Source organism: Spirillospora sp. NPDC048824 (assembly GCF_043198455.1).
Taxonomy (GTDB): domain Bacteria; phylum Actinomycetota; class Actinomycetes; order Streptosporangiales; family Streptosporangiaceae; genus Spirillospora.
In genome coordinates this window covers 238,111-264,727 of sequence record NZ_JBICUS010000004.1, presented here as the reverse complement: position 1 = coordinate 264,727, position 26,617 = coordinate 238,111, and the positions used below count along the sequence as shown (strand labels likewise).

General features: G+C 72.5%; 25 protein-coding genes. 8 read left to right on the top strand and 17 right to left on the bottom strand.

Translation table 11 applies throughout. From position 1 onward, the window contains the following. Positions 1-53: 53 nt before the first annotated feature. From ACGFIS_RS10315 to rimP, 9 genes are all read right to left on the bottom strand, one after another. A complete protein-coding gene (locus ACGFIS_RS10315; protein ID WP_392901956.1) occupies positions 54-722 on the bottom strand; it encodes a hemolysin III family protein in 669 nt (222 codons plus the stop codon). Between the two features lie 124 nt (positions 723-846). After that, the gene (truB, locus tag ACGFIS_RS10310; RefSeq protein WP_392901954.1) at positions 847-1,728 is read right to left on the bottom strand and encodes a tRNA pseudouridine(55) synthase TruB; all 882 of its coding nucleotides are present in this window, start codon (positions 1,726-1,728) and stop codon (positions 847-849) included. A 15-nt stretch (positions 1,729-1,743) separates the two neighbouring features. After that, positions 1,744-2,907, bottom strand: a complete 1,164-nt coding sequence (locus tag ACGFIS_RS10305; RefSeq protein WP_392901952.1) for a bifunctional oligoribonuclease/PAP phosphatase NrnA — start codon at positions 2,905-2,907, stop codon at positions 1,744-1,746. Then, positions 2,904-3,434 (bottom strand): 30S ribosome-binding factor RbfA, encoded by a 531-nt coding sequence (gene rbfA / locus ACGFIS_RS10300; RefSeq protein WP_392901950.1) that lies wholly within the window; start codon positions 3,432-3,434, stop codon positions 2,904-2,906. Before rbfA ends, ACGFIS_RS10305 begins: the two co-directional genes overlap by 4 nt. A gap of 73 nt (positions 3,435-3,507) precedes the next feature. Next, the gene (locus tag ACGFIS_RS10295; protein WP_358450811.1) at positions 3,508-3,816 is read right to left on the bottom strand and encodes a DUF503 domain-containing protein; all 309 of its coding nucleotides are present in this window, start codon (positions 3,814-3,816) and stop codon (positions 3,508-3,510) included. 273 nt (positions 3,817-4,089) lie between these two features. Then, positions 4,090-7,104, bottom strand: a complete 3,015-nt coding sequence (infB, locus tag ACGFIS_RS10290; RefSeq protein WP_392901947.1) for a translation initiation factor IF-2 — start codon at positions 7,102-7,104, stop codon at positions 4,090-4,092. Positions 7,105-7,212: 108 nt separating this feature from the next. Then, complete coding sequence (locus ACGFIS_RS10285) at positions 7,213-7,485, bottom strand: YlxR family protein (RefSeq protein ID WP_392901945.1); 273 nt, start codon at positions 7,483-7,485, stop codon at positions 7,213-7,215. A gap of 34 nt (positions 7,486-7,519) precedes the next feature. Next, complete coding sequence (gene nusA, locus ACGFIS_RS10280; protein WP_392970254.1) at positions 7,520-8,569, bottom strand: transcription termination factor NusA; 1,050 nt, start codon at positions 8,567-8,569, stop codon at positions 7,520-7,522. 25 nt (positions 8,570-8,594) lie between these two features. Next, entirely contained in the window at positions 8,595-9,182 is a 588-nt protein-coding gene (gene rimP / locus ACGFIS_RS10275; protein WP_392902853.1) for a ribosome maturation factor RimP, read from the bottom strand. Positions 9,183-9,517: 335 nt separating this feature from the next. Here rimP and ACGFIS_RS10270 point away from each other — a divergent pair, with 335 nt between their 5' ends. The 3 genes from ACGFIS_RS10270 (at position 9,518) to ACGFIS_RS10260 (ending at position 12,062) form a co-directional block, all read left to right on the top strand. After that, positions 9,518-10,501: a ferritin-like domain-containing protein gene (locus tag ACGFIS_RS10270; protein ID WP_392901943.1), complete on the top strand. Its 984-nt coding sequence runs from the start codon at positions 9,518-9,520 to the stop codon at positions 10,499-10,501. A gap of 78 nt (positions 10,502-10,579) precedes the next feature. Then, on the top strand, positions 10,580-10,897 hold the full coding sequence (locus ACGFIS_RS10265; protein WP_392901941.1) for a hypothetical protein: 318 nt from the start codon (positions 10,580-10,582) through the stop codon (positions 10,895-10,897). A 100-nt stretch (positions 10,898-10,997) separates the two neighbouring features. After that, positions 10,998-12,062 (top strand): TRM11 family SAM-dependent methyltransferase, encoded by a 1,065-nt coding sequence (locus ACGFIS_RS10260; RefSeq protein WP_392901939.1) that lies wholly within the window; start codon positions 10,998-11,000, stop codon positions 12,060-12,062. Positions 12,063-12,072: 10 nt separating this feature from the next. Here the strand turns inward: ACGFIS_RS10260 and ACGFIS_RS10255 are convergent, their stop codons facing one another. Beyond that, positions 12,073-12,768, bottom strand: a complete 696-nt coding sequence (locus tag ACGFIS_RS10255; RefSeq protein WP_392901937.1) for an HAD family hydrolase — start codon at positions 12,766-12,768, stop codon at positions 12,073-12,075. 104 nt (positions 12,769-12,872) lie between these two features. On the opposite strand from ACGFIS_RS10255, the gene ACGFIS_RS10250 reads away from it, so the two are divergent. From ACGFIS_RS10250 to ACGFIS_RS10240, 3 genes are all read left to right on the top strand, one after another. Then, the gene (locus tag ACGFIS_RS10250) at positions 12,873-14,429 is read left to right on the top strand and encodes a hypothetical protein (RefSeq protein ID WP_392901935.1); all 1,557 of its coding nucleotides are present in this window, start codon (positions 12,873-12,875) and stop codon (positions 14,427-14,429) included. Positions 14,430-14,536: 107 nt separating this feature from the next. Next, positions 14,537-14,806, top strand: coding sequence for a hypothetical protein (locus ACGFIS_RS10245; RefSeq protein ID WP_392970251.1), 270 nt, complete (start codon positions 14,537-14,539; stop codon positions 14,804-14,806). Between the two features lie 162 nt (positions 14,807-14,968). After that, positions 14,969-16,195 carry a YbhN family protein gene (locus ACGFIS_RS10240; protein WP_392970248.1) on the top strand — a complete coding sequence of 409 codons (1,227 nt, stop codon included), beginning with the start codon at positions 14,969-14,971 and terminating at the stop codon, positions 16,193-16,195. Positions 16,196-16,214: 19 nt separating this feature from the next. On the opposite strand, the gene ACGFIS_RS10235 is transcribed toward ACGFIS_RS10240, so the two are convergent. The 6 genes from ACGFIS_RS10235 to ACGFIS_RS10210 all read right to left on the bottom strand — a co-directional run bounded on the left by ACGFIS_RS10235 (position 16,215) and on the right by ACGFIS_RS10210 (position 22,355). Beyond that, positions 16,215-17,441 (bottom strand): ROK family protein, encoded by a 1,227-nt coding sequence (locus ACGFIS_RS10235; RefSeq protein ID WP_392902850.1) that lies wholly within the window; start codon positions 17,439-17,441, stop codon positions 16,215-16,217. Further along, entirely contained in the window at positions 17,441-18,199 is a 759-nt protein-coding gene (locus tag ACGFIS_RS10230; RefSeq protein ID WP_392901929.1) for an ATP-binding cassette domain-containing protein, read from the bottom strand. The genes ACGFIS_RS10235 and ACGFIS_RS10230 overlap by 1 nt, the downstream gene beginning before the upstream one ends. A 195-nt stretch (positions 18,200-18,394) precedes the next feature. Beyond that, a complete protein-coding gene (locus tag ACGFIS_RS10225) occupies positions 18,395-19,678 on the bottom strand; it encodes a sugar ABC transporter permease (RefSeq protein WP_392901927.1) in 1,284 nt (427 codons plus the stop codon). Positions 19,679-19,689: 11 nt separating this feature from the next. Beyond that, a complete protein-coding gene (locus tag ACGFIS_RS10220; protein WP_392901925.1) occupies positions 19,690-20,475 on the bottom strand; it encodes an ATP-binding cassette domain-containing protein in 786 nt (261 codons plus the stop codon). 115 nt (positions 20,476-20,590) lie between these two features. Further along, positions 20,591-21,670, bottom strand: a complete 1,080-nt coding sequence (locus tag ACGFIS_RS10215) for a sugar ABC transporter substrate-binding protein (protein WP_392901923.1) — start codon at positions 21,668-21,670, stop codon at positions 20,591-20,593. Positions 21,671-22,058: 388 nt separating this feature from the next. Further along, entirely contained in the window at positions 22,059-22,355 is a 297-nt protein-coding gene (locus ACGFIS_RS10210) for a hypothetical protein (RefSeq protein ID WP_392901921.1), read from the bottom strand. A 228-nt stretch (positions 22,356-22,583) separates the two neighbouring features. Between ACGFIS_RS10210 and ACGFIS_RS10205 the strand changes: the two genes are divergently transcribed. Beyond that, positions 22,584-23,243, top strand: a complete 660-nt coding sequence (locus ACGFIS_RS10205) for a hypothetical protein (RefSeq protein ID WP_392901919.1) — start codon at positions 22,584-22,586, stop codon at positions 23,241-23,243. A gap of 54 nt (positions 23,244-23,297) precedes the next feature. Beyond that, positions 23,298-25,823 carry a M14 family zinc carboxypeptidase gene (locus ACGFIS_RS10200; RefSeq protein WP_392970245.1) on the top strand — a complete coding sequence of 842 codons (2,526 nt, stop codon included), beginning with the start codon at positions 23,298-23,300 and terminating at the stop codon, positions 25,821-25,823. A 68-nt stretch (positions 25,824-25,891) separates the two neighbouring features. Here the strand turns inward: ACGFIS_RS10200 and ACGFIS_RS10195 are convergent, their stop codons facing one another. Beyond that, a complete protein-coding gene (locus ACGFIS_RS10195; RefSeq protein ID WP_392901915.1) occupies positions 25,892-26,566 on the bottom strand; it encodes a hypothetical protein in 675 nt (224 codons plus the stop codon). Between the last annotated feature and the right edge of the window lie 51 nt (positions 26,567-26,617).

Genomic DNA, 26,617 nt, shown 5'->3' with positions numbered 1-26,617 from the left:
CATGCGGGTGCGGGGGGCGTCGCACCCAGGGGGGTTGACCGGCACCGCACCCGTCAGCCGGACTGGTAGACGACGAACGACACCGCGATGTACTGCAGGATGTAGGCGGCGAGGGTACAGGCGTGGAAGACCTCGTGGAAGCCGAACCAGCGCGGGGAGGGGTTGGGGCGGCGCAGTCCGTACACCACTCCCCCGGCGCTGTAGCAGATTCCGCCGACCGCGACCATGAGGCAGGCGGCCAGGCCGGCACCGGACAGGAACTGCGGCAGGAAGAACACCGCCACCCAGCCGAGAACGATGTAGAGGGTCACGTAGAGCGCGCGTGGCGCGCCGATCCACATGGTGCGGAAGAGGACGCCGGCGAGGGCACCCGTCCACACGGTGACCAGGACGGCGACGCGCACGCCGCCGTCAAGCGCGAGCACGGCGAACGGCGTGTACGTCCCGGCGATGATCAGATAGATGTTGGCGTGGTCGAAGCGGCGGAGGATCTCGATCAGCCGGTGCGAGGTCTGCCGGTGGTAGGTCCCCGAGATCCCGAACAGCATCGCCGATGTCGCCACGTATACCGCCGACGCGAGCCGCGCCTGCACGGTCGGGCCGAGCGCGACGAGCACGAGCCCGGCGACCAGCACCGCGGGGAACGCGCCGACGTGCAGCCAGCCGCGCAGCCGCGGACGGGTGGGGGACGACACCGGGGGATGATCGTTCACAGTGGTCACGGACACCTCCTACCCAAGGAACCTACGGCTACGTAGGTTACGCGTCCGTAGGTTCGGCCGCACCGCCTACAACTGGTGATGCTCGCCACGGACGCCCGTCGTGTCCAGTCCAGGCCATCGGAAGTCAGGACACGAAAACGGCGATGGGCTTGGCGACCTGCCCTTTCTCCTCGACCAGCGCCAGCAGCGACCCGTCGGGCCCGAAAACGCCCACCGGGCCCGGCCCCAATCCCGCCGCCGGGAGGCGCCCGCCATGCGCGACCTTGCGGGCGTCGTCGTCCGACACGTCCCGCCGCGGGAACACGGCCGCGACGGCCTCGCCCATCGGCAGGATCTCCAGCTTCTCGGCGAGCCGGTCCAGTGTCCGCGCCATGGCGAGATCGTAAGGCCCGACACGGGTGCGGCGCAGCGCCGTCAGATGGCCCCCGCAGCCGAGGGACGCGCCGAGATCCCGCGCCAGCGCACGGATGTAGGTACCGGACGAGCAGGAGATCGACGCGTCCACATCGATCACCTCACCGTGCCGCCGGACGCCGCTGACGGTGAAGGCGTGCACGGTCACCGGGCGGTCGGCGAGTGCGACCTCCTCGCCCTTGCGGGCCATCTTGTACGCCCGCTCCCCGTTCACCTTGATCGCGCTCACCTGCGGCGGAACCTGCCGGATCGGCCCGGTCAGCGCCGCGATCCCCGCGCGCAGCGCCTCGTCGGCGACCCCCGCGGCGGACGCCGACGCGGTGATCTCGCCCTCGGCGTCGTCGGTGTTGGTCGACTCGCCCAGCCGGATCGTGGCGTCGTAGCCCTTCTCGGTCAGCGCCAGATGCCCGAGCAGGCGGGTGGCCTTGCCGACCCCGAGGACCAGGACGCCGGTCGCCATCGGGTCCAGCGTGCCCGCGTGCCCGACGCGCCGTGTCCCCGCCAGCCGCCGCATCCGGCCGACCACGTCGTGCGACGTCCAGCCGGCCGGCTTGTCCACGATGACGAGCCCCGAGTTGTCCGAGTTGTCCACGCTCGCTCCGAAAGATCAGTCGTCGTGTTCGCCGGGGACGCGCAGCGCGGCGCGCAACCGGTCGATGATGCAGGCGGGCTCCCCGCCCATGGTGAACGCGGCGGCGGTGCGGTGCCCGCCCCCGCCGAGCTCGACGCAGGCACGGCCGACGTCGACCGAGCCCTTCGAGCGGGTGGAGACGTACCACTCGCCGCCGTCGTTCTCCTTGCACACGACCGCGACCTCGGCCTCGTCGGTGCGCCTGAGCTGGTCGATGACGCCTTCGAGCTGGTCGTAGTGGACGTCGCGGGCATCGCGGTCCGAGCGCGCGATCGTCGTCCAGACCAGGCCGCGGCCGCCGGCGGCGTCGCGTTCCAGCCGGGCCCGCGCCAGCGCGCCCGCGAGGACCTGCAGGTACCCGAACGGCGCCCGGTCCCACAGCTCCCGGCTCACCGCCTCCGGCCGGACGCCCGCCGTCAGCAGCCGTCCCGCCAGGTCATGGACCTCGGCGGTCGTGCACGGGTACTTGAACGAGCCGGTGTCGCTGGCGAGACCCGCGTACAGGCCCTGGGCGATGTCGCGGTCCAGTTCGACGCCGAGCCTGCGGATCAGCTCCTCGACCAGCACCGCCGTGGCGGCGGCGTCCGGGTCGACCAGCCGCACCCCGCCGAACCCGGTGTTGGACGCGTGGTGGTCGACCACGATCAGCGCACCGGCCCGTCCGGCGGGTTCGGCGAGGGAGCCGAGCCGCGCCTGCCCGGCCGCGTCCAGCGAGATCATCAGGTCGGGGGCCGCGGGCATCCGGGCGGGCTCGACCAGCATCTCCTGGCCCGGCAGGAACCGCAGGATCTCCGGCACCGTGAACGGCTCACCGAACGACGCCAGGCAGCGCTTGCCGAGTGTGCGCAGTGCCTGCGCCAGCGCCAGCATGGAGCCGAGCGCGTCTCCGTCCGGGGCGATGTGGCAGGCGAGGCAGACCTCCCCGGCCTCCTGGATCAGCTCGACCGCCCGGTCCCACTCCAGCCCGCCCGCCGAGCCGTCCGGCGGGGCGGGGGCGGCCGGTCCACCGCCGCGCACGGCACCCCCGCCGCGCGGCACGATGTCGTGGCCGCTCGCGGAATGCCCGTCCACGTCATGCAGCAGGCACTCCTCCGGCCGCCCGGCGCCGGGCGCCTCCGCACGCCTCTCCGGCCCGCTCACGATGACGGGCGTCCGGAACGGCCGTCCTCACCGTCCCCCGCGGCGTCGTGCCCGCCGAAGTCCGCGCCGTCCACGTCCTCGCCAGCGACGTCGTCGTCGCCGGCCTCGGCCTCGGCCTCGCGGTAGGGGTTGGCGTCACCCGCCGGGGACGCGCCCTGGGCCGCCCTCGCGACCTCGGCGTCCCTGGCGCGGGCCTTGGCGAGCAGGTCGTCGATGTGCGCGACGTTCTCCATCAGGGAGTCCATGACGAAGGTGATGCTGGGCGTGTGCCGGACACCGGTCTGCTTGCCCACCTCCGACCTGATGACGCCCTTGGCGCTCTCCAGCGCGGCGGCCGTCTCGGCGCGCTCGCCGTCCGACCCGTACACCGTGTAGTAGACGGTCGCGTCGCGCAGATCGTTGGTGATGCGGGTGTCCGTCACGGTCACGAAGCCGAGCCGCGGATCCTTGATCCGCCTCTCCAGCATCTCGGCCACGATCTGCTGGATGCGGTCGGCGAGCTTACGCGCCCGAGCTGCGTCCACCATGATCGCACTCCCTTTCTATGGTCTACGTGAGGACTGACCCCGCACTTCTCATTGTGCGGGGAAGACCGCGCCCTCAGTCCTCATCATGGAAAAGCCGCTGCCGCGCGGACAGCAGCTCGATCTCCGGGCGCCCGGCAACCAGCCGTTCGCACCGGTCGAGCACCTGGGTGCAGTTGGCCGCGGTGCCCGACACCACCGCCACCCCGATCTCCGCCCTGCGATGCAGGTCGTTGTCGCCGGTCTCGGCGACGGCCACCGCCGGGAAGTGCTTCTGCACCTCGGCGATGATGGGCCGCAGGATCGACCGCTTCTGTTTCAGCGAGCGGACGTCCCCCAGCAGCAGGTCCAGCTTCAGCGCACCCACGTACACCTGGTCGATCACCTCGGGATCCTCAGAAGATGAAACGACGGTGGTCACCCGCCGTGTTCCCGGTCCGCGACCGCCGCGCACGGCCGGACGGACCGGGCGTCGCGGACGGGGCCGGACATGACAGACGCCAGGCTAGAAGATCCGCCTGGCGTCATGTCACCTGATTAAACGATCACATCGCCGGCTCGGCGGCCCGGGCGAGCCCGGACGGCGTCGAGCCGGCCGTCCGCGCGGCCCCGGCGGAACCGGGACCGCGCGGACGTGCACGCCGCTCGAGCACGTGCCTCAGATGCGGGGCTTCTCCCGCATCTCGAAGCACTCGATGACGTCGCCGAGCTTGATGTCGTTGTACCCGACGCCGATACCGCACTCGAAGCCCTCGCGGACCTCGGTCGCGTCGTCCTTGAAGCGGCGCAGCGACGACACCGTGAGGTTGTCGGCGACCACGACGCCGTCGCGGACGATGCGGGCCTTGGCGTTGCGCTGGATGATCCCCGAGGTGACCATCGAGCCGGCGACGCTGCCGATCCGCGGCACCTTGAAGATCTCGCGGATCTCCGCGGTGCCGAGCTGGGCCTCCTCGAACTCCGGCTTGAGCATGCCCTTGAGGGCCGCCTCGATCTCGTCGATCGCCTGGTAGATGACCGAGTAGTACCGGATGTCCACGCCTTCGCGGTCGGCCAGTTCCTGCGCGTTGCGCTCGGGCCGCACGTTGAAGCCGATGATGACCGCACCCTCGGACGCCACCGAGAGGTTGACGTCGTTCTGCGTGATCGCGCCGACGCCGCGGCGGATGATCCGCAGGTTGACCTCGTCGCCCACGTCGATCTTGAGCAGCGAGTCCTCCAGCGCCTCGACCGAACCGGACACGTCACCCTTGAGGATGAGCAGCAGCTCGTCGCGCTCTCCGCGCTCGAGGTCCTTGAACAGCTCTTCGAGGGAGCTGCTCTTGCGGCTCTTGAGCAGTTCGGCGTTGCGCTTGCGCGCCACCCGCTTGTCGGCGATCTGCCGGGCGACCCGGTCGTCGTCGACGACCAGGAAGTTGTCGCCCGCGCCGGGCACGGCCGCGAGGCCGAGCACCATCACCGGACGGGACGGGCCCGCCTCCTCGACGTTGTTCCCGTTCTCGTCGAGCATCGCCCGGACGCGGCCGTTGGCCACACCGCAGACGATCGAGTCGCCGACCCGCAGCGTGCCGCGCTGCACCAGCACGGTCGCCACGGCGCCCCGGCCCTTGTCCAGGTGGGCCTCGATGGCCGAGCCCTGGGCGGGCATCTCGGGGTTGGCCTTCAGGTCGAGCTCGGCGTCGGCGGTCAGGACGATCGCCTCCAGCAGCCCGTCGATGTTGTCGCGCTGCTTGGCCGACACGTCCACGAACTGGGTCGAGCCGCCGAACTCCTCGGCCACGAGGCCGTACTCGGTCAGCTGGGCCCGGACGCGGTTCGGGTCAGCGCCCTCGACGTCGATCTTGTTGACCGCGACGACGATCGGGACCCCGGCCGCGGTGGCGTGGTCGATCGCCTCCGTGGTCTGCGGCTTGACGCCGTCGTCCGCGGCGACCACCAGCACCACCAGGTCGGTGGTGTCGGCACCGCGGGCCCGCATGGCGCTGAACGCCTCGTGACCCGGGGTGTCGATGAAGGTGATCTTGCGGTCCTCGCCGTCGACCACGGTCTCGACCTGGTAGGCGCCGATGTGCTGGGTGATGCCGCCGGCCTCGCCCGCCTGCACGTTGGCGTGCCGGACGGCGTCCAGCAGCTTGGTCTTGCCGTGGTCGACGTGGCCCATGACGGTGACCACCGGCGGACGGGACTGGAGGTACTCCTCGCCGCCCTCGTCCTCGCCGTACTCGATGTCGAACGACTCGAGGAGCTCGCGGTCCTCGTCCTCGGGGCTGACGACCTGGACGTCGAAGTCCAGCTCCAGCCCGAGCGCCTGCAGGTCGTCGGGGTCGACGGACTGGGTCGCGGTGACCATCTTGCCGAGGTGCATCATGATCGCCACGAGCGACGCCGGGTTGGCGCCGATCTTCTCGGCGAAGTCGGTCAGGGACGCGCCCTGCGGCAGCCGGATGGTCTTGCCGTGGCCGCGCGGAGCCGAGACACCGCCGACGGCGGGCGCCTGCATGTTCTCGAACTCTTGACGACGCGCCCGCTTCGACTTGCGGCCGCGCGCGGGACGTCCGCCGGGCCGGCCGAACGCGCCCTGCGTGCCGCCGCGGCCGCGGCCGCCGCCACCGGGACGGGGACCGAAGCCGCCGCCCGGCCGTCCGCCGGCACCCGCGCGGGGGCCGCCGAAGCCGCCGCCGCCACCGGGACGGCCGCCGCCGCCCGGACCGCGGCCGCCGCCACCGGGACCACGCCCGCCGCCGCCGGGACCACGGCCACCGCCGCCGCCACCGGGACCGCCGCGCCCAGGCGCCGCGGGCCGCGAGGACGGCATGTTCATCGGGCTCGGACGCGGACCGCCCGGCCGGGGCGGCATGCTGCCGCCGGGGCTCGGACGGGGGCCGCCGGGACCGGGGCCGGGACCGGGACGGCCGCCGCCGGGACGCGGCCCGCCGGCGCGGTCGCCGCCGGGACGGTCACCGCGGTCGGGACGCTCGGCACCCGGACGCGGGCCGGGACGCGGGCCCGGCTTGGGCGACTGGCCCATGCCGGTGTTGGTCGAGCTGAACGGGTTGTTGCCCGGACGCGGGCCGCCGGGGCCACGGCCGCCGCCTCCGCCGCCCTGGCGGGGGGCGGGACGCGGGCCCGGCTTGGGCGCGCGGGGACCCGGCTTCGGGCCGCCCGGCGCGCGGCTGCCGGTACCTTCGGCGACACCGCCGGGACCGGCGGGACCGGCCGCGGGCGGGGCGCTCGGGCCCTGCGCCGCGGGCGCGTCCACCGGGGTGCCCGGCGCCGGCGGGACCGGCGTGCGCGGGCCCGGCTTCGGGGCGCCGCCCGGCCCGCCCTGGCCGCCCGGCGCGGCCGGGCTGGGCTTGGGCGTGGACGGGCGCGGCGCCGCGGGCCTCGGGGCCTGCGGGCGTCCACCCTGGGAATCGGCTGCGCCGCCGCCGGGCGGACCCGGGCGTGGCGCGGCGGGGCGCGGAGCCGAAGATCGCTTCGGCGCCGCGCGCTTGTCCCCCTGCTTGGGGGAAGAAGAATTGGAGAAGGCTTCTGTCAGCCTACGAACGACCGGCGCCTCAATCGTGGAGGACGCCGACCGTACGAACTCGCCCATTTCCTGGAGCTTGGCCATGACGACCTTGCTCTCTACACCGAACTCCTTGGCGAGTTCATAAACCCGGACCTTGGCCACTGCACTCCCTACTCGGTCCGGGGGTGCGGCCTCCGGACCGTCGCTAACTTGCCGTACTCATCGCGGCGTGCTCATCGAGCGCTCATAGCAATCTCGACCTGCTTCCGACTAGACGTCGCTTACCAGTTGGCCATCCTGCTGCCGCGCGGCGCGGGCCGCAAGCCTCGCTCGCAGCGCACCGGCGTCGAGCGGCCCCGGGACGCGGAACGCCCTCGGGAACGCCCGACGCCGTTCTGCGAGCTCGAGGCACGCCGGATCGGGGTGCAGATGCGCACCCCGTCCCGGCAGCCGCCCACGGGGGTCGGGGACGATGACGCCCTCGACCACCACCAGGCGCAGCAAGTCGGACTTGGCCGTGCGAACCCGGCAGCCCACACACATGCGCATAGGAGCCGCCCGGCCACGTTTCATGAGTCTACCGCGCCGACGCGTCGGCGGGGCCGGTCGCATGCGCCTCCGGGGAAGAAGGTCCCGTTTCGCCCGTCTCGGCGGCCTTCGCGGCCGTCTGCTCCGGCTCGGTGTCGGACCGGATGTCGATCCGCCAGCCGGTCAGCCGCGCGGCGAGCCGGGCGTTCTGGCCTTCCTTGCCGATCGCGAGCGACAGCTGGTAGTCGGGCACGATCACCCGGGCGACCCGGGCGTCCGCGTCGACCACCTCGACAGAGGAAACCCGCGCGGGCGACAGGGCATTCCCGACGAACTCCGCGGGATCCTCGGACCAGTCCACGATATCGATCTTCTCGCCGTGCAGCTCGGCCATCACGTTGCGGACCCGGCTGCCGAGCGGGCCGATGCACGCGCCCTTGGCGTTCACCCCGGCCTTGCGCGAGCGCACCGCGATCTTGGTGCGGTGGCCGGCCTCGCGGGCGATCGCCGCGATCTCCACCGTCCCGTCGGCGATCTCCGGGACCTCCAGCGCGAACAGCTTGCGGACGAGGTTCGGATGCGTCCGCGACAGCTGGATCGACGGCCCGCGGTGGCCCTTGCGGACCTGCACCACGTAGGCGCGCAGCCGCTCACCGTGGTCGTAGTGCTCACCGGGCACCTGCTCCTGCGGCGGCAGGACGGCCTCGATCTTGCCGAGGTCGACCAGCACGTTCCGCGGGTCCTTGCCCTGCTGGATGATGCCGCTGACGATGTCGCCCTCACGTCCGGCGTACTCGCCGAAGGTGAGCTCGTCCTCGGCGTCCCGCAGGCGCTGCAGGATGACCTGCTTGGCGGTGGTCGCCGCGATGCGCCCGAAACCGGTCGGGGTGTCGTCATACTCCCTGAGTGCGTTGCCCTCCTCGTCGGTCTCGGCGGCCCAGACCGTGACGTGCCCGCTCTGCCGGTCCAGCTCGACGCGCGCCTTGGGGGCCGCGCCCTCCGTCCGGTGGTAGGCGATCAGCAAGGCGTCCTCGATGGCCTTGACGGCCACCTCCAGCGAGATGTCCTTCTCGCTCTCCAGGCCCCGAAGGGCGGTCATGTCGATGTCCACGAGGTTCCCCCCTCTAGTCCGGCTCAGCCGGAGAACGCGTTCCCTCGGCCGGCGCGGCGGGTTTGAACTCCACCTGCACACGGCCGCGCCCCAGCTCGCCGAGGCCGAACCGGCGCCGCACCGTCTCCGGCCCGGCGGCCTTCGACCCGGCGCCCTTCGACCCGGCGGTTTTCGGCCCAGCGGACTTGCCGCCGCCCTTGGGCCCGGCTCCCTTGCTCCGGCGCTTCTGGACGACGTCGATCTCGACGGCCTCGTCATCGGCCGCCACCACGCGGCCCTCGATCTGGCCTCCCTCCGTCAACGGGGCGACGACCAGCCGGCCGACGGCACGGCGCCAGTGCCGCGGCTCGGTGAGGGGACGGTCGACGCCGGGTGAGGTCACCTCCAGCACGTATGGCGAGGCCCCCATGACGTCGGACCCGTCGAGCAGCCCGGAGGCCGTCTCGCTCAGCCGGGTGATGTCGTCGAGGCCGACCCCGCCGTCACCGTCCACCACGATCCTGACGAGGCGGCGGCGGCCCGCGGGCCGCACGTCGACCTCCTCCAGGTCGAAGCCCGCCTCGTTCACCGCCGGCGTGAGCAGCCGGCTCAGCTCGGCCATGGCGGCGTCACGCCCCGGGCGCGCCGAGGCGTGATCGCGCCCGCCCTGGTCGCTCCGGCCCTGGGGGCGCCTGTTCTGATCGCGCCTCCCTTGAGCGCGGCCGCCGTGGGACTCGACGCTCATGGGCCCCTCCCTCTGTTGTTCCGCCTGCGGTCGCGGCGTCGCCGCTCGTCCGTTGACACCTCAAGACTATCGACAGCCGGGGACCGCAACGGTCTTTCGGACGGCTCACCGGCGCGGCGGATATGGAATGCTTGAGCTGGCCTGATGGACATGTCCGGGGACCGGGACCACAGCGGGCCACCGCCACCACACCATCGGGTGAGGAGACTCCCTTGCCAGAGGCCGTCCCGCGCCTGCCGGACGCCGTGTCGCGCCGCGCGCTGCTGGGCCGGGGCGCCGTGCTGGCCGGCTCCGCGCTCGTCCTGCCGTGGGCGGCGGGCTGTGCCGCCGAGACCGTCCCGCACAAGGACGTGCCGACGCTGGTCGGCGCGATCGCGTCCGAGCAGAACCTGATCGCCTCCTACGAGGCGGCGCGGGCCGCGAACGCCTCACTGGCCGGGCGCCTCGACCCCGTCCTCGCCCATCATCGCGAGCATCTCGCCGTCCTGAAGCGCCACTACGTGCCCGGCTCGGGCGACCGGGCCGGCGAGGGCGGCGCCATCCCTCCCCCGAGCGCCACCCCGGTCCCGGCCGGGAGCGAGGCTCTCGCGGCCCTGCGCGCGGCGGAGGACCGGGCGGCGAAGGCGCGCAGGGACGACGCGGCCAAGGCGGATCCGGGGCTGGCCCAGCTGCTGGCCAGCATCGGCGCCTGCGAGGCCGGCCACTCCATGAGCGTCTCGGGCAAGGCTCCGGCCGTCCGGTCGAAGTCCGGCGCCGAGGCGGTCCGGACGGCGCTGGCGGCCGAGCACGCGGCCGTGTACGGGTACGGGGTCCTCGGCGCCCAGCTGCGCGGGTCGCTCCGGCAGACCGCGAAGTCCGTGTGGGATGCCCATCGTGCCCAGCGCGCCGAGCTGATCTCGATCCTGACCGGCGAGCCGGTCGCCGCCGCCGCCGTCTACGAGCTGCCCGTCAAGGTCACCTCGGCGCGCGGCGCCGCCCGGCTCGCGGCCGCCCTGGAGGACGATCTGGTCCCGGCGTACGTCGGCCTGGCCGGCGTCTCCTCCCCCGACCTGCGCGCCTTCGCCGCCGACAGCGCGCAGCGGGCCGCGGCGCGGTCGGCCGCCTGGCGCTCCAAGGCCGGCGCCGGGCCGCCGTCGGACGCGTTCCCCGGGCTGCCTCCTTCGGCGCTGTCGCCCCGTCCCGAACCGGGTGAGTGATCTTCCGCACGCGGGGAACGAAGCGCCCGATTGATCGTGTTAGTCGTTATTAGACGGGATTACTCGGGGGAGGAGTCCATGACCACCACTCCGCAGGGAGGCGCTCTCGACGAGCTCCGGGCCGCCTACCACGAACAGCTGACCCGGCTCGCCGCGGAGCGCGACGCGGCGCGCAGGCAGGCGCGCAGGGCGCAGGCCCAGGCCGATGTGGCGCGGGCCGACCTCGCCAGCCTCAGAAGCAGCGTCCAGGACCTGCTGACCGCCGCCGCCCGGCACCTTCCCGACCTGCCGGCGCCGGAGGCCCCGGCCGCTCCGGAGCTCCCCGCCGCCCAGCGGGCCCTGCCCGCCGCCTCGGACAACCCCGGCGGCGGAACACGGTCCGCCCGGGCGGCCTGACCGGGAACGTACGGCCTGGAGCCCGCCGGGACGGCCGATCCCGGCGGGCTCCGCTGTTCGGGCCGCGTTTGCCAGGGCCGCGGCTGTTAGGGTCGCGCAAATGACCGCGTACGGCCTTCTCGTCTCCCCCTCGCACAACCGGGTCTATGCACAGGCCGCCGCCGAGCTGGTGAAGGCGGAACTGGCGGTGTTCAGCGAACGGGCCCTCGACGGGCGCGTCCGCGACATCCGGGAGACGGCGATCGGCGGCGTCCCCTACGTCACGTTCTCCGCCGACGACCTGACGGAACAGGACATCCGGCTTCTGTCGAACCTGTCGTCGCTCTACGCGCTGTTCCAGATCGAGGGCGAACTCCTCCGGCCGGTCGTGCTCCAGCCCCTCGACCTGTTCGGCAGTGACCTGCTCACCATCCAGAAGTACTCCGGCAAGACCAACGAGTACTTCACCAAGCTCCTGCTGAACGTCACCGCGATGGCGACCGACTCCCCCATGGACCTGGTCACCGGCCGCCCCCGCGTCCTCGACCCCATGTGCGGCCGCGGCACCACCCTCAACCAGGCCATGATGTACGGGCTGGACGCGGCCGGAATCGACATCGACGGCAAGGACTTCGACGCCTACGCCGCCTTCATCAAGACCTGGCTGAAGAACAACCGCGTCAAGCACCGGGCCGAGATCACCACCGTCCGCCGCGAGAAGGCCGTGCTCGGACGCCGCCTCCACGTGACGCTGGGCGCCTCCAAGGAGCTCTACAAGGGCGGCGAGACGATGGAGATCACTGTCGTCAACGCCGATTCCCTGGAAGCGGGCCGGTTCTTCCGCCCCGCCTCCTTCGACCTGATCGTGACCGACGCCCCGTACGGCGTCCAGCACGGCAGCCGCCCCCAGGGCGGGCAGCCGGGCCGCAAGGGCAAGCCGCAACTGTCCCGCAGCCCGGTCGAACTGCTGGCGGGGGCCGTCCCCGAATGGGCCCGCCTCCTCCGCCCCGGCGGCGCCATCGGCATCTCCTGGAACACCTTCGTGGGACGCCGCGAGGATTTGGCGGACATCCTCGCGTCCAACGGCCTCCAGGTCCACGACTCCGGCGCCCACCAGGGGTTCCGCCACCGTGTGGACCAGGCCATCTCAAGAGACCTGATCACGGCGCAGAGGCCCCCCGGTTAGATCCAGCCGGTTAGATCCAGCGTTCCACGTGCGGGAGCAGTTCTCCGAGGTCGTGGATCAGGGCGTCGGGCGGGGTGAGGCCGGGGCGGTCGAAGGCGTGGGTGGTCTGGTGCCAGATCTGGACGGCGCGGAGCCCTGCGGATTTGGCGCCGTGGATGTCGTCGTAGGGGCGGTCGCCGACGAAGACGCAGGAGGCGGGGTCGGTGGCGCCGACGGCGTCCATGGCGGCGCGGAACGCGTTGGCGTGCGGCTTGGTCCAGGGGATCTCGCTGGAGTAGACGGCGCCGTCGAGCAGGCCGAGGACGTCGTCGCGGGCGAAGACGCGTTCGTGCCACTCGCGCGTCCAGATGGTGTTGGACAGGACGCCGACCTTGATGCCGTGGCCGCGGAGGGCGTGGAACAGGCCGGGAACGGCGGGATCGGTGTGGGTGTGCGGCGTCCACGTCTCGAAGTGGGTGTCGAGGAGCGCCTCGGTGGGCTCGACGCCGGCCAGCTCGAACGCCTCGGCAAGCGTGGCACTGCGGTGCTCGTCGGTGCCGCGGCGCCAGAGTTCCAGTTCCGCGTCGGCGAGCGCGGCGGCGGCCTTCTCGACGTCGTCCGGGGGAAGGTGGGCGGAGCAGATCGCGCGCCACATGTCGGCCAGTTCGAGGTCGTGCCACGGGGTCAGCGTGCCGCCCCAGTCGAAGATCACAGCTTGTACGCCCATGCCCGGATCGTAACCATACGGACGCCGGGAACGATCACCTCTTTACGCGGTGGATCGTCCCGGAGGGCGCGACCGGGGCCACCTACGCCCGTCTAGGAGCCCTCATGCGCAGACCCCTGCTCGCCGCCCTCTTCTCCGTCGCCCTGTCCGCGGGCATGGCGGGCGCCGCCGTCCCGGCGGCGGCGGACACGATTCCGGACGGTCCCGGCCGGGGCCTCGTCCCGGCCTACATCGGCGGGCCCGCCACACCGGAACCGCTGGAAGGACGGCCCGTTCCGGCCAATCCGCACCAGGGGCCGGTGGGGCTCTCGTCCATGCACGCCGACAGTTACGCGTCCGACACGTACCCGTTCACGGGGCCGCTGGGGCGCGACCCCGAGGTGCTCAACGAGGCGAAGGGCGGCGGCCTGCCCGGGTTGTGCTCGACGGTGACGTTCGCCCGCAGCACGGGCCTGATCGTGGCCCAGTGCACGCGGGGGCAGAACTTCGTGCTGCGGCTCATCGATCCGGAGACGCTGAAGGACCTCGCCACGTACGACCTGCCGCCGCGGCCGTCCACGGTGGAGGCGGTGTTCTCGCTGAGCCTGGACAAGGTGTTCACCGACACCTCCGGCGGCGCGTACTACTACCTGGACCCGCAGGACCGCGCCGTCCTCGCGGACTCGGCGTTCCACCTGCGGCGGTTCGCGCACGAGAAGGGCCCGGACGGCAGGTGGCGCTTCAAGGTGACCGACGACTGGGATTTGAGCGGGTACCTCCCGCACGACTGCGCCACGTGGACGAATCCGTGGCCGAAGGGCGAATGCGACCCCATCACCGCTGTCGGGCCCGACTGGGACGGTCTCATCTGGTGGATCACGCGGAACGGGCGGATCGGCACCGTCGAACCCGATTCCGGCGCCGTCCGGACGACGCGGCTCCCGGGCGAGGGCATCCAGAACTCGTTCGCGACGGCGGAAGACGGTGTTTCGATCGTGTCCGACCACGCGCTCTACCAGATGCGGGCGGACGAGAACGGCACGCCCGAGGTCATCTGGCGTCAGCCGTACGACCGGGGCAGCGGACGCAAGCCCGGCCAGATCGACCAGGGTTCGGGGACGACTCCCACGTTCTTCGGTGACGGTCACGTGGCCATCACCGACAACGCCGACGACCGCATGCACATCGTCGTCCGCCGCCGGGACGACGGGCGGCTGGTATGCCGGATCCCGGTGTTCGGCAGCGGCGCGAGCGCGACGGACAACACGCTCGTCGGGTACGGCGACAGCCTGTTCGTCGAGAACAACTACGGCTACCGCAACTTCTTCGCACTGCCGCCCGGAGGGTCGACGGTGGGCGGGGTGAGCCGCGTGGACGTGAAGCCGGGCGGGAACGGCTGCGAGACCGTCTGGACGAACAGGGAGCGGTCGCCGTCCACCGTCCCCAAGGTCTCCGTCCCCGCCGGGCTGCTCTACCTCTACACGAAGGAACCGCGTGACGACTTCGTCGACGCCTGGTACCTGACGGCGGTGGACGTCCACACGGGACGCACCGTCTACAAGGTGCTGACGGGCACCGGCAAGTGGTTCGACAACAACTGGGCTCCCATCACCATCGGCCCGGACGGGACCGCGTACGTGGGCGTGATCGGCGGGCTCGTCGCGGTCCGCGACCGGGAGTAGCCGCGGTCCGCGACCGGGAGTAGCCGCCGTCGGCGACCGGGAGTAGGCCGCCGGTCAGCGGGGATACCGGTCCGATCAGCGAAACCGAGCCGGACCGTGGAGGAGGCATGAGGGCACGCAAGCCCGGTGAGACCCGCGACTTCCGCGAGGACATCGACGACATGGGAGACAACGATCAGGACGAGGAGATCGCCCTGACCGAGGAGTACGTGAACGACCCGCCCGAGGACCTGACGATCGAGGAGCCGGCCCAGAGCCGGGACGGGCTGGGCATCACCGAGCACGAGCGGCAGACCGCCGGGGAGGACGACGAGGAGCGGCCCCGCCCGGACACGCCCGCCGAGTCCGATGCGGTGAATCCCACCCGCAGGCCCTGAAGTCACAGCGGCGCCCGCACCGGACCCGGGAGCGGGTGCCGCGCGGGGCCTTGTGACGGGTGGGGCGCGGGTCGCTTGGCGGTTCGTTCTCATGCCGCGGGGAATGTCATAGCCGGGCCATAGGTTTGCGCAAAGCGGGCGAGCTTGCGAGGTGACCGGGACATGGACGAGCCAGTCACGGCACCGCGGCGCTCCCTCGCCGCCGCCCCGTCCCTGCCGTTCGAGCCGGGCGGCGACGATTCGACCGGCCATGCGAGCCCGGCCGCGGCGCCGCGTCCATGGTGGCGGCGCCGGGCGGGTCCGCTCGCCCAGGTGGCCCTGGTCCTGGCGGCCCTCGCGGCGTTTCCGCTCTACCGTGACGCGCTTCCCGACCTCGGGGCCGTCTGGTCGTCGGCCAAGCACGCCGACCCCGGCTGGCTGACCGCCGTCGTCCTCGCCGTGGCAGGTTCGATGGGCGCGTTCGCCCGGCTGCAGCGCCGGCTGCTGCGCGTCGGCGGCCTGCGGATGTCGCAGCGCCGCGCGTTCGCGATCACCTACGCGGGCAACGCGCTGTCCACGACGCTGCCGGCCGGGCCCGCGGTGAGCGTCGTCTACACGTTCCGGCAGTTCCGCCGCGGCGGCGCGTCGCCGCGCCTGGCCACGGCGGTGATCCTGGCGGGCGGCGTGATCACGACGACGGCCTACTCCCTGGTGGGCCTTCTGGCGCTGCTGGCCGATCCGCACGCCCGGGGGCCGGTGCTGATCGCGCTGGCCGTGCCGCTGGTCCTGGCGGCCCTGCTCGTCCCCGCCCTGCGCCGGCCGCGGATGCGCGCCCTGGCCACGGCACCGCTGCGCCGCGCCCACCGCGCCGCCCTGGCCCACCCCAAGGTCGCCCCGCACGCCCGGCGGCTGGCCGAGATCCCGGAGATCCTCCGCCCGACCCGCCGCGACTGGGCCGCCCTCGCCACGCTCGCCCTGATGAACTGGGTGTTCGACATCCTGGCGCTGCTGTCGGCGGCGCACGCGGTCGGCATCGGTGTCAGCCCGAACAGCGCCGCCATCGCCTACTTCGCCGCGCAGGCGGCGGGCAGCCTCCTGCCGCTGCTGCCCGGCGGTCTCGGCGCGATCGAGAGCAGCATGGCCGCCTCGCTGGTCGCCTTCGGTGCGACGCTGTCGCCCGCCGCCGCGGCCGTGGGCCTCTACAGGCTCGTGTCCTACTGGGCCGTGGTCACCGCCGGCTGGGTCGCGTGGGCCTCCCTGCACGAAGGCCCCCGTGTCCCCGCCCACGTCAGGGCACGCCTCACCGGGGCCGGACGCCTGGTCCTGGACGGCATGACGGCGCTCGCCCTCGCCACGCCGTACACCGCCGTCCCGCTGCCCGGACCGGCCGCCGAGGCGCGCCGCCCGTAGCCGTGGGCGCCCGCGGCGGCTAGACGGGGGTGTCCTCGGGGGCTCGCAGGCGGGTCAGGACCTGCACCGGGTCGGCGAGGACCTCGGCGAACGCGAACTCGGCGGCGCCGACGAGGGTCGCGTCGTCGCCGAGGGCGGCGGTGCGGAGCTTGACCTTCTCGCGGGGGGCGGCGAGGGCGCCGGTCGCGAGGACGCTGCGGATCTGCGCCGCGGCGCCGAGGTAGATGTCGCGGAGGGTTCCGCCGAAGATGACCAGGCCGGGGTTGAAGACGTTGACGAGGTTGGCGACGCCGAGGCCGAGCCAGGTGCCGACCCGGTGCAGCGCCTCCCGCGCGGCGATGTCGCCGGCGTCGGCGGCGGCGACGACGTCGCGGACCGCGTCGCGGCCCGCCTGGCCGGGGACCTCCTCGCGGCCGGCGTGGGCGAGCAGCGTCCGCTCCCCGACCTCGGCCTCCAGGCAGCCCTTCGACCCGCAGGCGCAGCGCCGCCCGCCCGGGTTGACGATCATGTGGCCGATCTCGCCGCCGAAGCCCTCGTCGCCGCCGAGCAGCCGGCCGTGCGCGATGATGCCGCCGCCGACGCCGACATCGCCGTGCAGGTAGATGAGGTTGTCGCGGCCGACCCCGGCGCCCCGTTCGTGCTCGGCGAGGGCGCCGAGGTTGGCGTCGTTGCAGACCGAGACGGGGATGCCGAGGCCGAGGCGGCGTGACAGGGCGTCGCCGAGCCGCAGTTCGCCGACGTCGAGGTTGGGGCCGAACATGATGGTGTCGTCGGCGCGGCGGACGGTGCCGGGGAAGCCGAGTGCGGCGCCGACGCACACGGCGTCGCGTTCGGCCTTGCGGACGAGGGAGCGCGCCCCCGCGGCCAGCACGCTGAGCAGCTCGGCGGAGTCGGAGTCGCGGTTCCGCACGCCTTCGCGGCGGTCCAGGATGACGCCGCCGAGCCCGACGCGCGCGACGACGAGCCGGTCGACGCCGACGTCGAACGCCAGCACGTACACCCGGGTGGACTCGGGCCGGACGACGAGGGACGGGCGTCCGGCGCGGCGCCCGGGGCCGCGCGGCAGTTCCTCGCGGACCAGGCCGGCGCCGGTGAGGTCGGCGGTCAGCGCCATGATCGTGCTGCGGTTGAGGCCGAGGGACTCGGCGAGCGTGGCGCGGGACGCCGGGCCGCGCAGGTGCACGAAGCGCAGGAGTGTCCCGAGGTTGTGGCGCCGGATGTCCTCTTGTGACGGGCCGCCCTTCATCATCGGCGCAGCCCCAGGTCTCCGCTGACGCCCGAGGTGATCAGCTCGACGACCTGCCGGTGGGTGATGTCGGCGGTCCTGACCTGCGCGACCGTCCGGCCGAGGTACAGGGCGGCGATCCGGTCGGAGACGGCGAAGACGTCGTTCATGTTGTGCGAGATCAGCACGACGGCCAGGCCCTTGTCGGCGAGCCGGCGGACGACCTCCAGCACCTGCTGGGTCTGCGCGATGCCGAGCGCGGCGGCGGGCTCGTCCAGGATCACGACCTTGCTGTCCCAAAGGACGGCGCGGGCGATCGCGACGGTCTGCCGCTGCCCGCCCGACAGCGTCGCGACCCGCCGCCGGACCGAGCCCATCGTGCGGACGGCGAGCCCGGACAGCGTCGTGCGCGCCATCTCCTCCATCGCGGTCTCGTCGAGGGTGAGGCCGCGGCGCCGTTCCCGGCCGAGGAAGAGGTTCTGGACGATGTCGAGGTTCTCGCAGAGCGCGAGGTCCTGGTGGACGATCTCGATCCCGAGGCGGGTGGCCTCGCGGGGGTTGCCGATCCGCACCGGCCGGCCCTCGAAGCGGTACTCCCCCGCGTCGAACGGGTGGATGCCGCCGATGCACTTGACCAGGGTCGTCTTGCCGGCGCCGTTGTCGCCGACGAGCGCGGTGACCTCGCCGGGGTAGGCGGAGAACGCTACGTCGTGGAGGACCTTCACGGAACCGAAGCTCTTTTCGATACCGCGCAGATCCAGCGCTGGCGTCACTGACATGCCGAGGGGCTCCCACCGTGCCGCACCGCCGCGCGGCAGGCGGTCGTGGTCAGCGAGAGTATCAGCAGCGTTCTTCGCCCCGAAACCGCCGGACGGCCCGCGCGGACCGTCGGGCAGGGCCGGGGAGCCGATGGCGCGGGCCACCGGCTCCCAGGCGTCCCCGGCCGTGTTCACGGGATCACCGCTCCCACGGGGTCACCGCCCGGCGTTGGATCGCCGGCGTCTGGCCAGCGCGTCCATGCTGGCGGCGAGCAGCAGCACCACCCCGGTGATGAGGAACTGGAGGTACGCCTTGGTGCCGAGCAGGCCGAGCCCGTTCTCGATGGTGGCGATCACGAGCCCGCCGAACACCGCGTCGCGGGCCTTGCCGCGTCCGCCGAACAGGCTCGTCCCGCCGATGACGGCGGCGCCGACCGCGTACAGCAGCGTGTTCCCGGCGCCCGCGTCGGTGGCGACCGAGTTGAGCCGGGACGCGGCCACGATGCCGCTGATCGCGGCCAGCCCGGAGCCGATCATGAAGACGGAGATCCGGATGCGGACGACGTTGATGCCGGCCCGGCGGGCGGCCTCGGCGTTGCCGCCGACCGCGTAGATGTGCCGGCCGAAGGAGGTGCGGCCGAGGATGAACGTGCATGCGATCAGCAGGGTGCCGACCAGCGGCACGCCCCACGGGATGCCGGCCAGCTTGATCAGCGGGCTGGCCGCGCGGTCCAGGCTGAGCACATAGGTGGCGCCCAGCAGCACCGCCGCGACGATGGCGGACTGCGCGATCACGAACTCGATCGGCTTGGAGTGCAGGTTGCGGGCGTGCTGGCGGCGCCAGCGCAGCAGCTGCGTGGCGGCGTAGCCGGCCGAGCAGGCGGCGGCGAGCGCCCAGCCGAGCCAGATCGGCATGTTCCGGGTGGCCAGCGCCACGATGACGTCGTCGCGGACGGGCACGGTGCCGCCCTCGCCGATCAGCCACAGCGTGATGCCCTGCAGCCCGAGGAAGAACGCCAGCGAGACGACGAACGAGGGGATCCGCAGTATCGCGACCAGCCAGCCGATCGCGGCGCCGATGATGATGCCGGCCGCCACGGCGCTGATCACCGCGACGTACCAGGGCTGCCCTGCCTCGACGAGGAGCTTGGCCATCACGGCCGCGCTGAGGCCGCTCGCCACACCCGCGGACAGGTCGATCTCGCCCACCAGCAGCACGAACACCAGGCCCATCGCGAGGATGGTGATGGGCAGCGCCTGCGTGGACAGGTTCGCGATGTTGCCCGTGCTGAGGAACGTGTCGGGCTTCAGGATGGTGAACAGCGCGAACAGCGAGGCCAGGCCCAGGATGGCGGGAAGCGCCCCGAGTTCACCGGCCTTGAGCTTGTTCCAGTAGTCCAGCATCGCGGACTTCATGTCGTGCTCACGACGGTCGGTCGCGAAATCCGAGTCCGCCAGCTTCACGGCGGCCTCCTTGCCTTCGGGGATGTCGGTGGACACCTGGTCCCCCTTCAGATGCTCTCGGCGGCGGTCTGCGGCGCGAGGCCGAGATCACCGGAACGGCCGGCGGTGATGAGCTCCACGACCTGGCCGTGGTTGACCTCGGTGCGGGCGACGTCCGCCGCGACCCGGCCGAGGTAGAGCGCGGTGATGCGGTCGGCCACCTCGAACACGTCGTTCATGTTGTGCGAGATGAGCACGACGGCGTGCCCGGTGTCGGCGAGCCGCCGGACGAGGTCGAGCACCTGGCGGGTCTGCGCGACGCCCAGCGCGGCGGTGGGCTCGTCCAGGATCACGACCTTGGACTCCCACAGCGCGGCCTTGGCGATCGCGACGGTCTGCCGCTGCCCGCCGGACAGGCTCGAGACCTGCTGGCGGACGGACTTGACGGTGCGGACCGACAGCCGGGCGAGCGTCTCCCGCGCGGCCTCCTCCATCGACGGCTCGTCCAGGACGATGCCCTTGCGCCGCTCGCGGCCGAGGAACATGTTCTGCACGATGTCGAGGTTGTCGGCCAGGGCGAGGTCCTGGTAGACGACCTCGATGCCGAGTTCGGATGCGGCGCGCGGCCCGTCGATGGTCACCGGGCGGCCGTCGAACTCGATCTGCCCCGAGTCGATGGGGTGGATGCCGGCGATGCACTTGATCAGGGTGGACTTCCCGGCGCCGTTGTCGCCGACGAGAGCCATCACTTCGCCCAGCCGCACCGTGAAGTCCACGTTGTGCAGCACATGGACGGCACCGAAGCTCTTGTTGAGCCCGGTCAGGCGGAGGACGGGGTCTCCGTTGTCTGCCACGTGTTTCCTTCCAGGGTTCAGGTCGTGCCCGTGGCGGGCCCCGGGCGTCCCGGGTTTCCGGGTACCCGGGACGCCTCAGCGGTTCGGGGCCCGCCACGAGGTCAGCGGGGGGCTGCTACTGGATGCCCGCGTCCTTGCACTTGGCGGCGTAGGCCCCCTTGCAGAGGTCCTCGACCTTGACGAACCCGTCGTCCACGACCTGCTTCATGTTCTCTTCGTCGACGCCGATCGGGGTCAGCAGCACCGACGGCACGTCGCGCTTGCCCTCGGGGTCGTTCGTGGTGCCGTTGGTCTCGCCCTTCTCACCCTTGATCAGGGACACGGCGAGCTTGGCGGCGGCCTCGGCCTCCTTCTTGACCGGCTTGTAGACCGTCATGCACTGCGTGCCGTCGAGGATGTTCTGCAGGCCCTGCACGGTCGCGTCCTGACCGGTGACGGGGACCTTGCCGGCCTGCTTGTTCTTCTTGAGGATCGAGACGACCGCGTTGCCGAGGTTGTCGTTGGCGGCGAGCACGCCGTCGATCTTGCCCTGCTGCTCGGTCCACATCTGCTCGAAGATCGTGGCGCCCTTCTCGGCGCTCCACTCCGGCACCGCCTGCTCGGCGACCTTCGTGTAGTTGGCGTTCTTGTCGAGGATGTTGTGCGACCCCTGCGAGAACAGGGTCGCGTTGTTGTCGGTCGGCGCGCCGTTCAGGTAGACGATGTTGGCCTTCTCGTCACCGAGGCACTTCTGCAGCCCCTTGCCCATCTCCTCGCCGACCTTCACGTTGTCGAACGACACGTAGTAGTCGGCGACGCCGCCGAGCGTGAGCCGGTCGTAGTCGATGGTCTTGACGCCCTGCGCCTGCGCCTTGCGCTGCACGGCGGCCGCGGAGCTGGAGTCGAGGCCGGTCACCAGCAGGACCGTGACGCCGCTGGTGAGCATCTGGTCGGCGATCGTCTGGAACCGCTGGGCCGAGCCTTCCGCGTTCTGGATGTCGCTCTCGACGCCAGCGGCCTTGAACGCCTGCTGGAGGTAGGGCCGGTCGAAGCTCTCCCAGCGGTCCGACGAGGCCGTGTCGGGCAGGATCACGCCGACCTTGCCCTTGACGTCGCCGGAACCACCGGACTTCTCGGAGCCGTCGTCCCCGCATGCGGTGAGACTGAGCGCCCCGGCCGTCATGACGGCCATCAGGCTGAGGATCCCCTTGCGCATTGCCCGGGTCCTTTCTGGGGTGGGCCGCCATTGGCGCGGCCGGGGGGTCGCCAAGCCGGTGAGCGAGATCACACGTCCACCGGCGTGAATGTTGTGCCCCGCAACTTATGTCGCTCATCTCCGTCGCGCCAGACCTCTCGCGCGGCAATTTGTTGTGGGGCGTAACAATCACATAACGCGAGATCAACAAGGGGAAGGCGGCGAACGGCATGGCCGTGGGCAGGAGACGCGGCGGGCGGCGCCGTGCCGGTGGGCACGGCGCAGTATGTTCGGCGGCTCAACATTCACCTCGACCCGGCGGTCAGCCGCGCGGGCAAGGTTCTGCGATCATGCGAGGGCGGGGCCCGGAGGCGCGCCGGGGCGGCATGACGCGACCACCCCGGCCTCTTCAGCCGGCGGCGAGGACCAGCGCGACCCGGTCGGCCGCGGTGGTGACGTCGTCGGCGGCGGCGATCCGCTCCGCCCACGACCACCAGTACCACCAGCCGTCCGCGCCCTGCTCCGCCAGGATGTTCTCCGTGAGGGCGGACGCGTCCGGATTCAGCACGTGCAGGCTCGGAGACTGGCCGCGGGGCAGGGTGAGACGCACCCGGAAGCCGCGTTTGACCAGCTCGTCGCCGAGTTCTTCCAGATATTCGATCCGCGTCCTCGAAGGCGCGGCGGTTCCCGTTTCGTCAGGCGTCATCCTCAGTTCCTCACGGACTCCGCGCGGCCCGACGAGAACTCAGCCTCCCGCTTCACCCGCCCGTGTGCAAGCACATGCACGTCGAGCCGGTCAGCCGGGTGGCGGCGGTTCACGGCCGAGGGGCCGCGACCGGTACGGCGGTGGCAGGCGGCCCGCGTTTCGGAGGTCCACGGCACCCTATCCGGGATATCTTGCGCATAGCACACGAGCCGGAGTATGGGGGCGACGATGACGGTTGGTGCGGGCGCGGACCAGGGGGCCACGCCGGTCACCGGTGTGGAGCCACCCGGCGGACCGGGAACCGGCCAGGGTCCGGGCGGCGGGCCCGGGAGCGGGGCGGGCACCCGGCCGGCATCGGGCGTGGCGACGTGGCACCGGTTCCACTACGCGGTCGGCGTGTTCCTCATCGCCTACGGCGTGACGGGCCTGGCCAGCGCCGTGCTGCTGTGGGGCGACCGGCAGGACGAGATCGAGGGCTACTTCGGGTCCGCACCCACGGCGGCCGTCCTGATCGCGGTCAAGGTGATCGAGCTGGCGCTCGTACTCTCCGCCGCCGTGGGGGTGGCGCTCCGCCGGGACATGCTGTTCGTGCCGCCGCTGGCCGGCTGGATGGCCGGATTCGCCATGTTCGCCGTCCTGGACGTCTTCACGGCCAGGTGGGGCGGGCTGATCGAGCACCTGCTCTACATGGCGGCGTTCGTCATCCTGCTGTTCCTGTCCTATGGGCTGAGCGCGAAGGCCCAGCTCGCCGGCGCGCCGAAGGACGACGGGGACGGCTCGTCCGGCGGCGGGCCGCGCCTCACCCGGACCCAGGAGTTCGCCCTCCAGGCGATCAACCGGGCCGCGGCCCTGACCGGTCCGCGGCCGCGCCCCGGAGGTCCGCACTGATCTTGGCAGATGTTGCCCTTGGTGGGTCCCCCGCCCGGTGTCACGTTGTGGCTCATGAGAGCCCGAAAACTGGTGTGGCCACTGGCGTTGGCCGCGTCCCTCGTGTTGCCCGCGTCGCTCGCCGCGCCGGCCGCCGCGCAGCCCCCCGCCGCGCCCGCGGCCGGCTGCGACCCAACGCGGACCGAACCGGTCTACCAGGGCAAGGTCCCCTCCCCTGAGCAGGTCCTCGGCTTCGAGCTCGGCGAGCGGCCGGTCAGCGCCGCCGAGTCCGACGAGTACCTGGAGACGGTCGCCGCGAAGAGCGAGCGCGTCGTGTCCGGGACGCTCGCCACCTCCGCGCAGGGGCGTCCGCTGAAGTACGCGATCGCGGGACGTCCCGCGCTGATGTCCAAGGCGGGGCTCGCCAAGGTGCGGCGGGAGGCCGGCCTGCTGCGCGACCCGCGCACACCCGATGCGCTGGCCGAGTGGATCACCAAGCGCGGCGTGCCGATCCTGTGGGTCAGCGGCAACGTCCACGGCAACGAGCCGAGCGGCACGGACGCGGCGCTCAAGGTGCTGCGCGGCCTCGGCGACCGCGAGGACTGCGCCGCCAGGGCGATCCTCGACAACGCGCTCGTGGTCGTCCTGCCGATGCAGAACCCGGACGGCCGCGAGGCCGGGACCCGCCAGAACGCCTACGGCTTCGACATGAACCGCGACTGGTTCGCGCGCACCCAGCCGGAGACCGACGGCAAGCTGGCGATGCTGAACGAGTACCCGCCGGCGCTCTACATCGACGCGCACGAGATGGGCGGGACGTCGTACTTCTTCCCGCCCAACGCCGACCCGATCTACCACGAGACGCCCGAGCAGGCGATCGGCTGGATCAACGGCCTGTACGGCGCGTCGATGGCCGCCGAGTTCACGCGGCGGGGCATCGACTACTTCAACCGCGACGTCTACGACCTCTTCTACCAGGGGTACGGGGACTCGGTCCCGACGAGCGGGTTCCACGCCGCCGGGATGACGTTCGAGAAGGGCAACGACAGCCCGTACCCGGAGAAGGTGACGGAGCAGTACCTCACCCAGTGGGTGACGCTGTCGGCGGCGGCGCGCAACCGGCACCGCGTCCTCACCGAGTGGCGCCAGATGACCGTGGACGCCCACGACCAGGGCAAGGCGGGCGAGCTGGAGCCCAACCAGATCTACAACCCGCCGAACGAGGTCGTCCGGCAGGTGCCGGACCGCAAGGTGCGGCACTACTTCCTGCGGGCGGACGACCCGGCCAAGCGCGAGGAGGTCCGCACCGTCGTGCGGAGGCTCCAGCGGATGGGCGTGCGCGTAGAGAAGCTCGTCCGGCCGCTGACCGTCCCGGACTTCAAGCCGTACGGACGTTCCGAGGCCGGGACGACGCTCCCCGCGGGCACGTACTGGGTCTCGATGGCTCAAGGCCGGAAGCACTGGATCCAGGCCATGCTGAACGAGGACTCCTACACGCCGTTCCCGTACTTCTACGACGTGACGGCGTGGAGCCTGCCGCTGCTGGCGAACGTGACCGGCGGGTCGTCGGGCGCCGTCCTGCGCCAGCGGGCCGTCCCGGTGCGGACGCTGCCCGCGCCGCGCCCCGGACATGAGGGCGAAGCGCCGAAGATCGGCATCCTCCAGCTCTCGGCAACGTCGTCGTCGGCGCGGGAGTCGGCCGGCTGGCTGCGGCACCGCTTCGACCGCGACTGGAAGCTGCCGTTCACGCTGCTGACCCCGGCGGACGTGGCGGCGGGCGAGCTGGCGGGCGTCGAGGTCCTGGTGACGCCGGACGGCCCGGTGTCGTCCGCCTACGACGCGCTCGGCGACGCCGGGCGGACCGCGCTCCAGGAGTGGACGCGCGGCGGCGGCCGCTACATCGGCTGGCAGGGCGGCACGCAGCTCGCGGCGCGGCTCGGCCTGACGACCGCGACGCTGTCGGAACCGACGTCCGACATTCCCGGCTCGCTGTTCCGCGTCAAGGTGGACGAGGACGGCCCGCTCGCCGAGGAGGTCGGCGGGACGGTCTGGAACTTCACGGCCTACGACCTGGTCATGAAGGCGTCCAGCGGCGTCGCCGCGGCGTACCCGGACGCGGATTCACCCGACTGGTTCGTCTCCGGCTTCGAGCGCGGCGCGGCCGAGCTGGGCGGCACCGCCGCGGTCGTGGACCAGCCCGTCGGCGAGGGACGGTCCGTGCTGTTCGCGGCCGAACCCAACTTCCGTGCGCTGACGGACGGGACGGCCAAGCTGCTCTACAACGCGATCCTCGGCCCGGACCCGGAGAAGGAGGCGGCACCGCGGGCGGGCGCCACCGCAGAGGCGGCGGAGCGGGCGGCGGCGCTGCCGTCGCACGAGTTGCCGATCCGCGTCTCGGTGCAGGCGGGCGACGCGGCCGAGGCGGCGTCGGTCCTGCGGTCGGTCGGCGCGAGGTGGGCCGAGAGCCGCAGCGGCGGCGTCGTCCACTACGTGGTCGACAACCCGCGCGGCCTGCCCGCGGACCACCACCCGTTCGCGCGGCGGCTGCCGGCCCTTATCGAGAAGGCCGGGATCACCCCGGTCGCCGTCACCCTCCCCTGACCGATTCGTTCGATCTGCGGCGTGTCACCCTGACACCGCCGGCCGCCATGAGGGCGACACGCCGCAGATCAACGGCGGACGAGCCAGGCGACGGCCGTCATCGTGCCCGGCGGGATCTCGGTGAAGCCGCCGTCGCGGACCGCGACCGTCGCCTGCTTCACGCAGCGGCGCCACGGCACGTCCCTGACCAGGTGGACGCGGGCGCCGCCCGCGACCCACGCCGCCACGTCCCCGCCGCGGCCCTGCCGCAGCAGGAGTTGCGCGGCGTGCCCGCACTGGGCGGCGGCCTTGCCGGTCGTGATCGTCACGTCCGGGTTGAGGGCGATCGCGGCGTACGGCGGTTCGGGCGGCGGCCCCGGCTCCTCCTCGTCCGCCAGGTCCAGTCCGGCGACCTGGAGCCTGGCCAGCTCCGGCGGGACGTCCGCCACGGGGCCGGGCGGGAACGCCCGCACCTGAGCGCCCGCGTGCTCGACGGTGACGCCGTCGAGCGCCTCCGCGGCCGGCCAGCGGACGCCCCGCGCCCGCCGTGTCACCTTCCGGATGCGGCGCGCCTCCCACTCGCGGACGGCATCCCGCCACTCGCCGCCGGGCTCGGCCGCCCGCGGGTCCGTGAGCAGCACGGCGACCGCGGTGGCCGCCGCCTCGCAGACCGCGCCGTGATTGGGCGGATCGGCCTTCTCGGCGCGTACCACCAGCTGCATCGCCCATGGCGGATCGTCGAGGGGGTCATGGTCAGGTCGCACGCATGGAGTATTCCAAACCCGTTCCGGCTTTCCGGCAACGGATGTGGGTAC

What these genes read in the sequence shown, in the direction of transcription:
- rbfA (WP_392901950.1), bottom strand. Translation starts at nt 3,434, where the DNA reads ATGGTGGACGCAGCTCGGGCGCGTAAGCTCGCCGACCGCATCCAGCAG.
- ACGFIS_RS10285 (WP_392901945.1), bottom strand. Translation starts at nt 7,485, where the DNA reads ATGTGTGTGGGCTGCCGGGTTCGCACGGCCAAGTCCGACTTGCTGCGC.
- nusA (WP_392970254.1), bottom strand. Translation starts at nt 8,569, where the DNA reads ATGACCGCCCTTCGGGGCCTGGAGAGCGAGAAGGACATCTCGCTGGAG.
- rimP (WP_392902853.1), bottom strand. Translation starts at nt 9,182, where the DNA reads ATGGCCGAGCTGAGCCGGCTGCTCACGCCGGCGGTGAACGAGGCGGGC.
- ACGFIS_RS10265 (WP_392901941.1), top strand. Translation starts at nt 10,580, where the DNA reads ATGACCACCACTCCGCAGGGAGGCGCTCTCGACGAGCTCCGGGCCGCC.
- ACGFIS_RS10260 (WP_392901939.1), top strand. Translation starts at nt 10,998, where the DNA reads ATGACCGCGTACGGCCTTCTCGTCTCCCCCTCGCACAACCGGGTCTAT.
- ACGFIS_RS10255 (WP_392901937.1), bottom strand. Translation starts at nt 12,768, where the DNA reads ATGGGCGTACAAGCTGTGATCTTCGACTGGGGCGGCACGCTGACCCCG.
- ACGFIS_RS10250 (WP_392901935.1), top strand. Translation starts at nt 12,873, where the DNA reads ATGCGCAGACCCCTGCTCGCCGCCCTCTTCTCCGTCGCCCTGTCCGCG.
- ACGFIS_RS10245 (WP_392970251.1), top strand. Translation starts at nt 14,537, where the DNA reads ATGAGGGCACGCAAGCCCGGTGAGACCCGCGACTTCCGCGAGGACATC.
- ACGFIS_RS10240 (WP_392970248.1), top strand. Translation starts at nt 14,969, where the DNA reads ATGGACGAGCCAGTCACGGCACCGCGGCGCTCCCTCGCCGCCGCCCCG.
- ACGFIS_RS10235 (WP_392902850.1), bottom strand. Translation starts at nt 17,441, where the DNA reads ATGAAGGGCGGCCCGTCACAAGAGGACATCCGGCGCCACAACCTCGGG.
- ACGFIS_RS10230 (WP_392901929.1), bottom strand. Translation starts at nt 18,199, where the DNA reads ATGTCAGTGACGCCAGCGCTGGATCTGCGCGGTATCGAAAAGAGCTTC.
- ACGFIS_RS10215 (WP_392901923.1), bottom strand. Translation starts at nt 21,670, where the DNA reads ATGCGCAAGGGGATCCTCAGCCTGATGGCCGTCATGACGGCCGGGGCG.
- ACGFIS_RS10210 (WP_392901921.1), bottom strand. Translation starts at nt 22,355, where the DNA reads ATGACGCCTGACGAAACGGGAACCGCCGCGCCTTCGAGGACGCGGATC.
- ACGFIS_RS10205 (WP_392901919.1), top strand. Translation starts at nt 22,584, where the DNA reads ATGACGGTTGGTGCGGGCGCGGACCAGGGGGCCACGCCGGTCACCGGT.
- ACGFIS_RS10200 (WP_392970245.1), top strand. Translation starts at nt 23,298, where the DNA reads ATGAGAGCCCGAAAACTGGTGTGGCCACTGGCGTTGGCCGCGTCCCTC.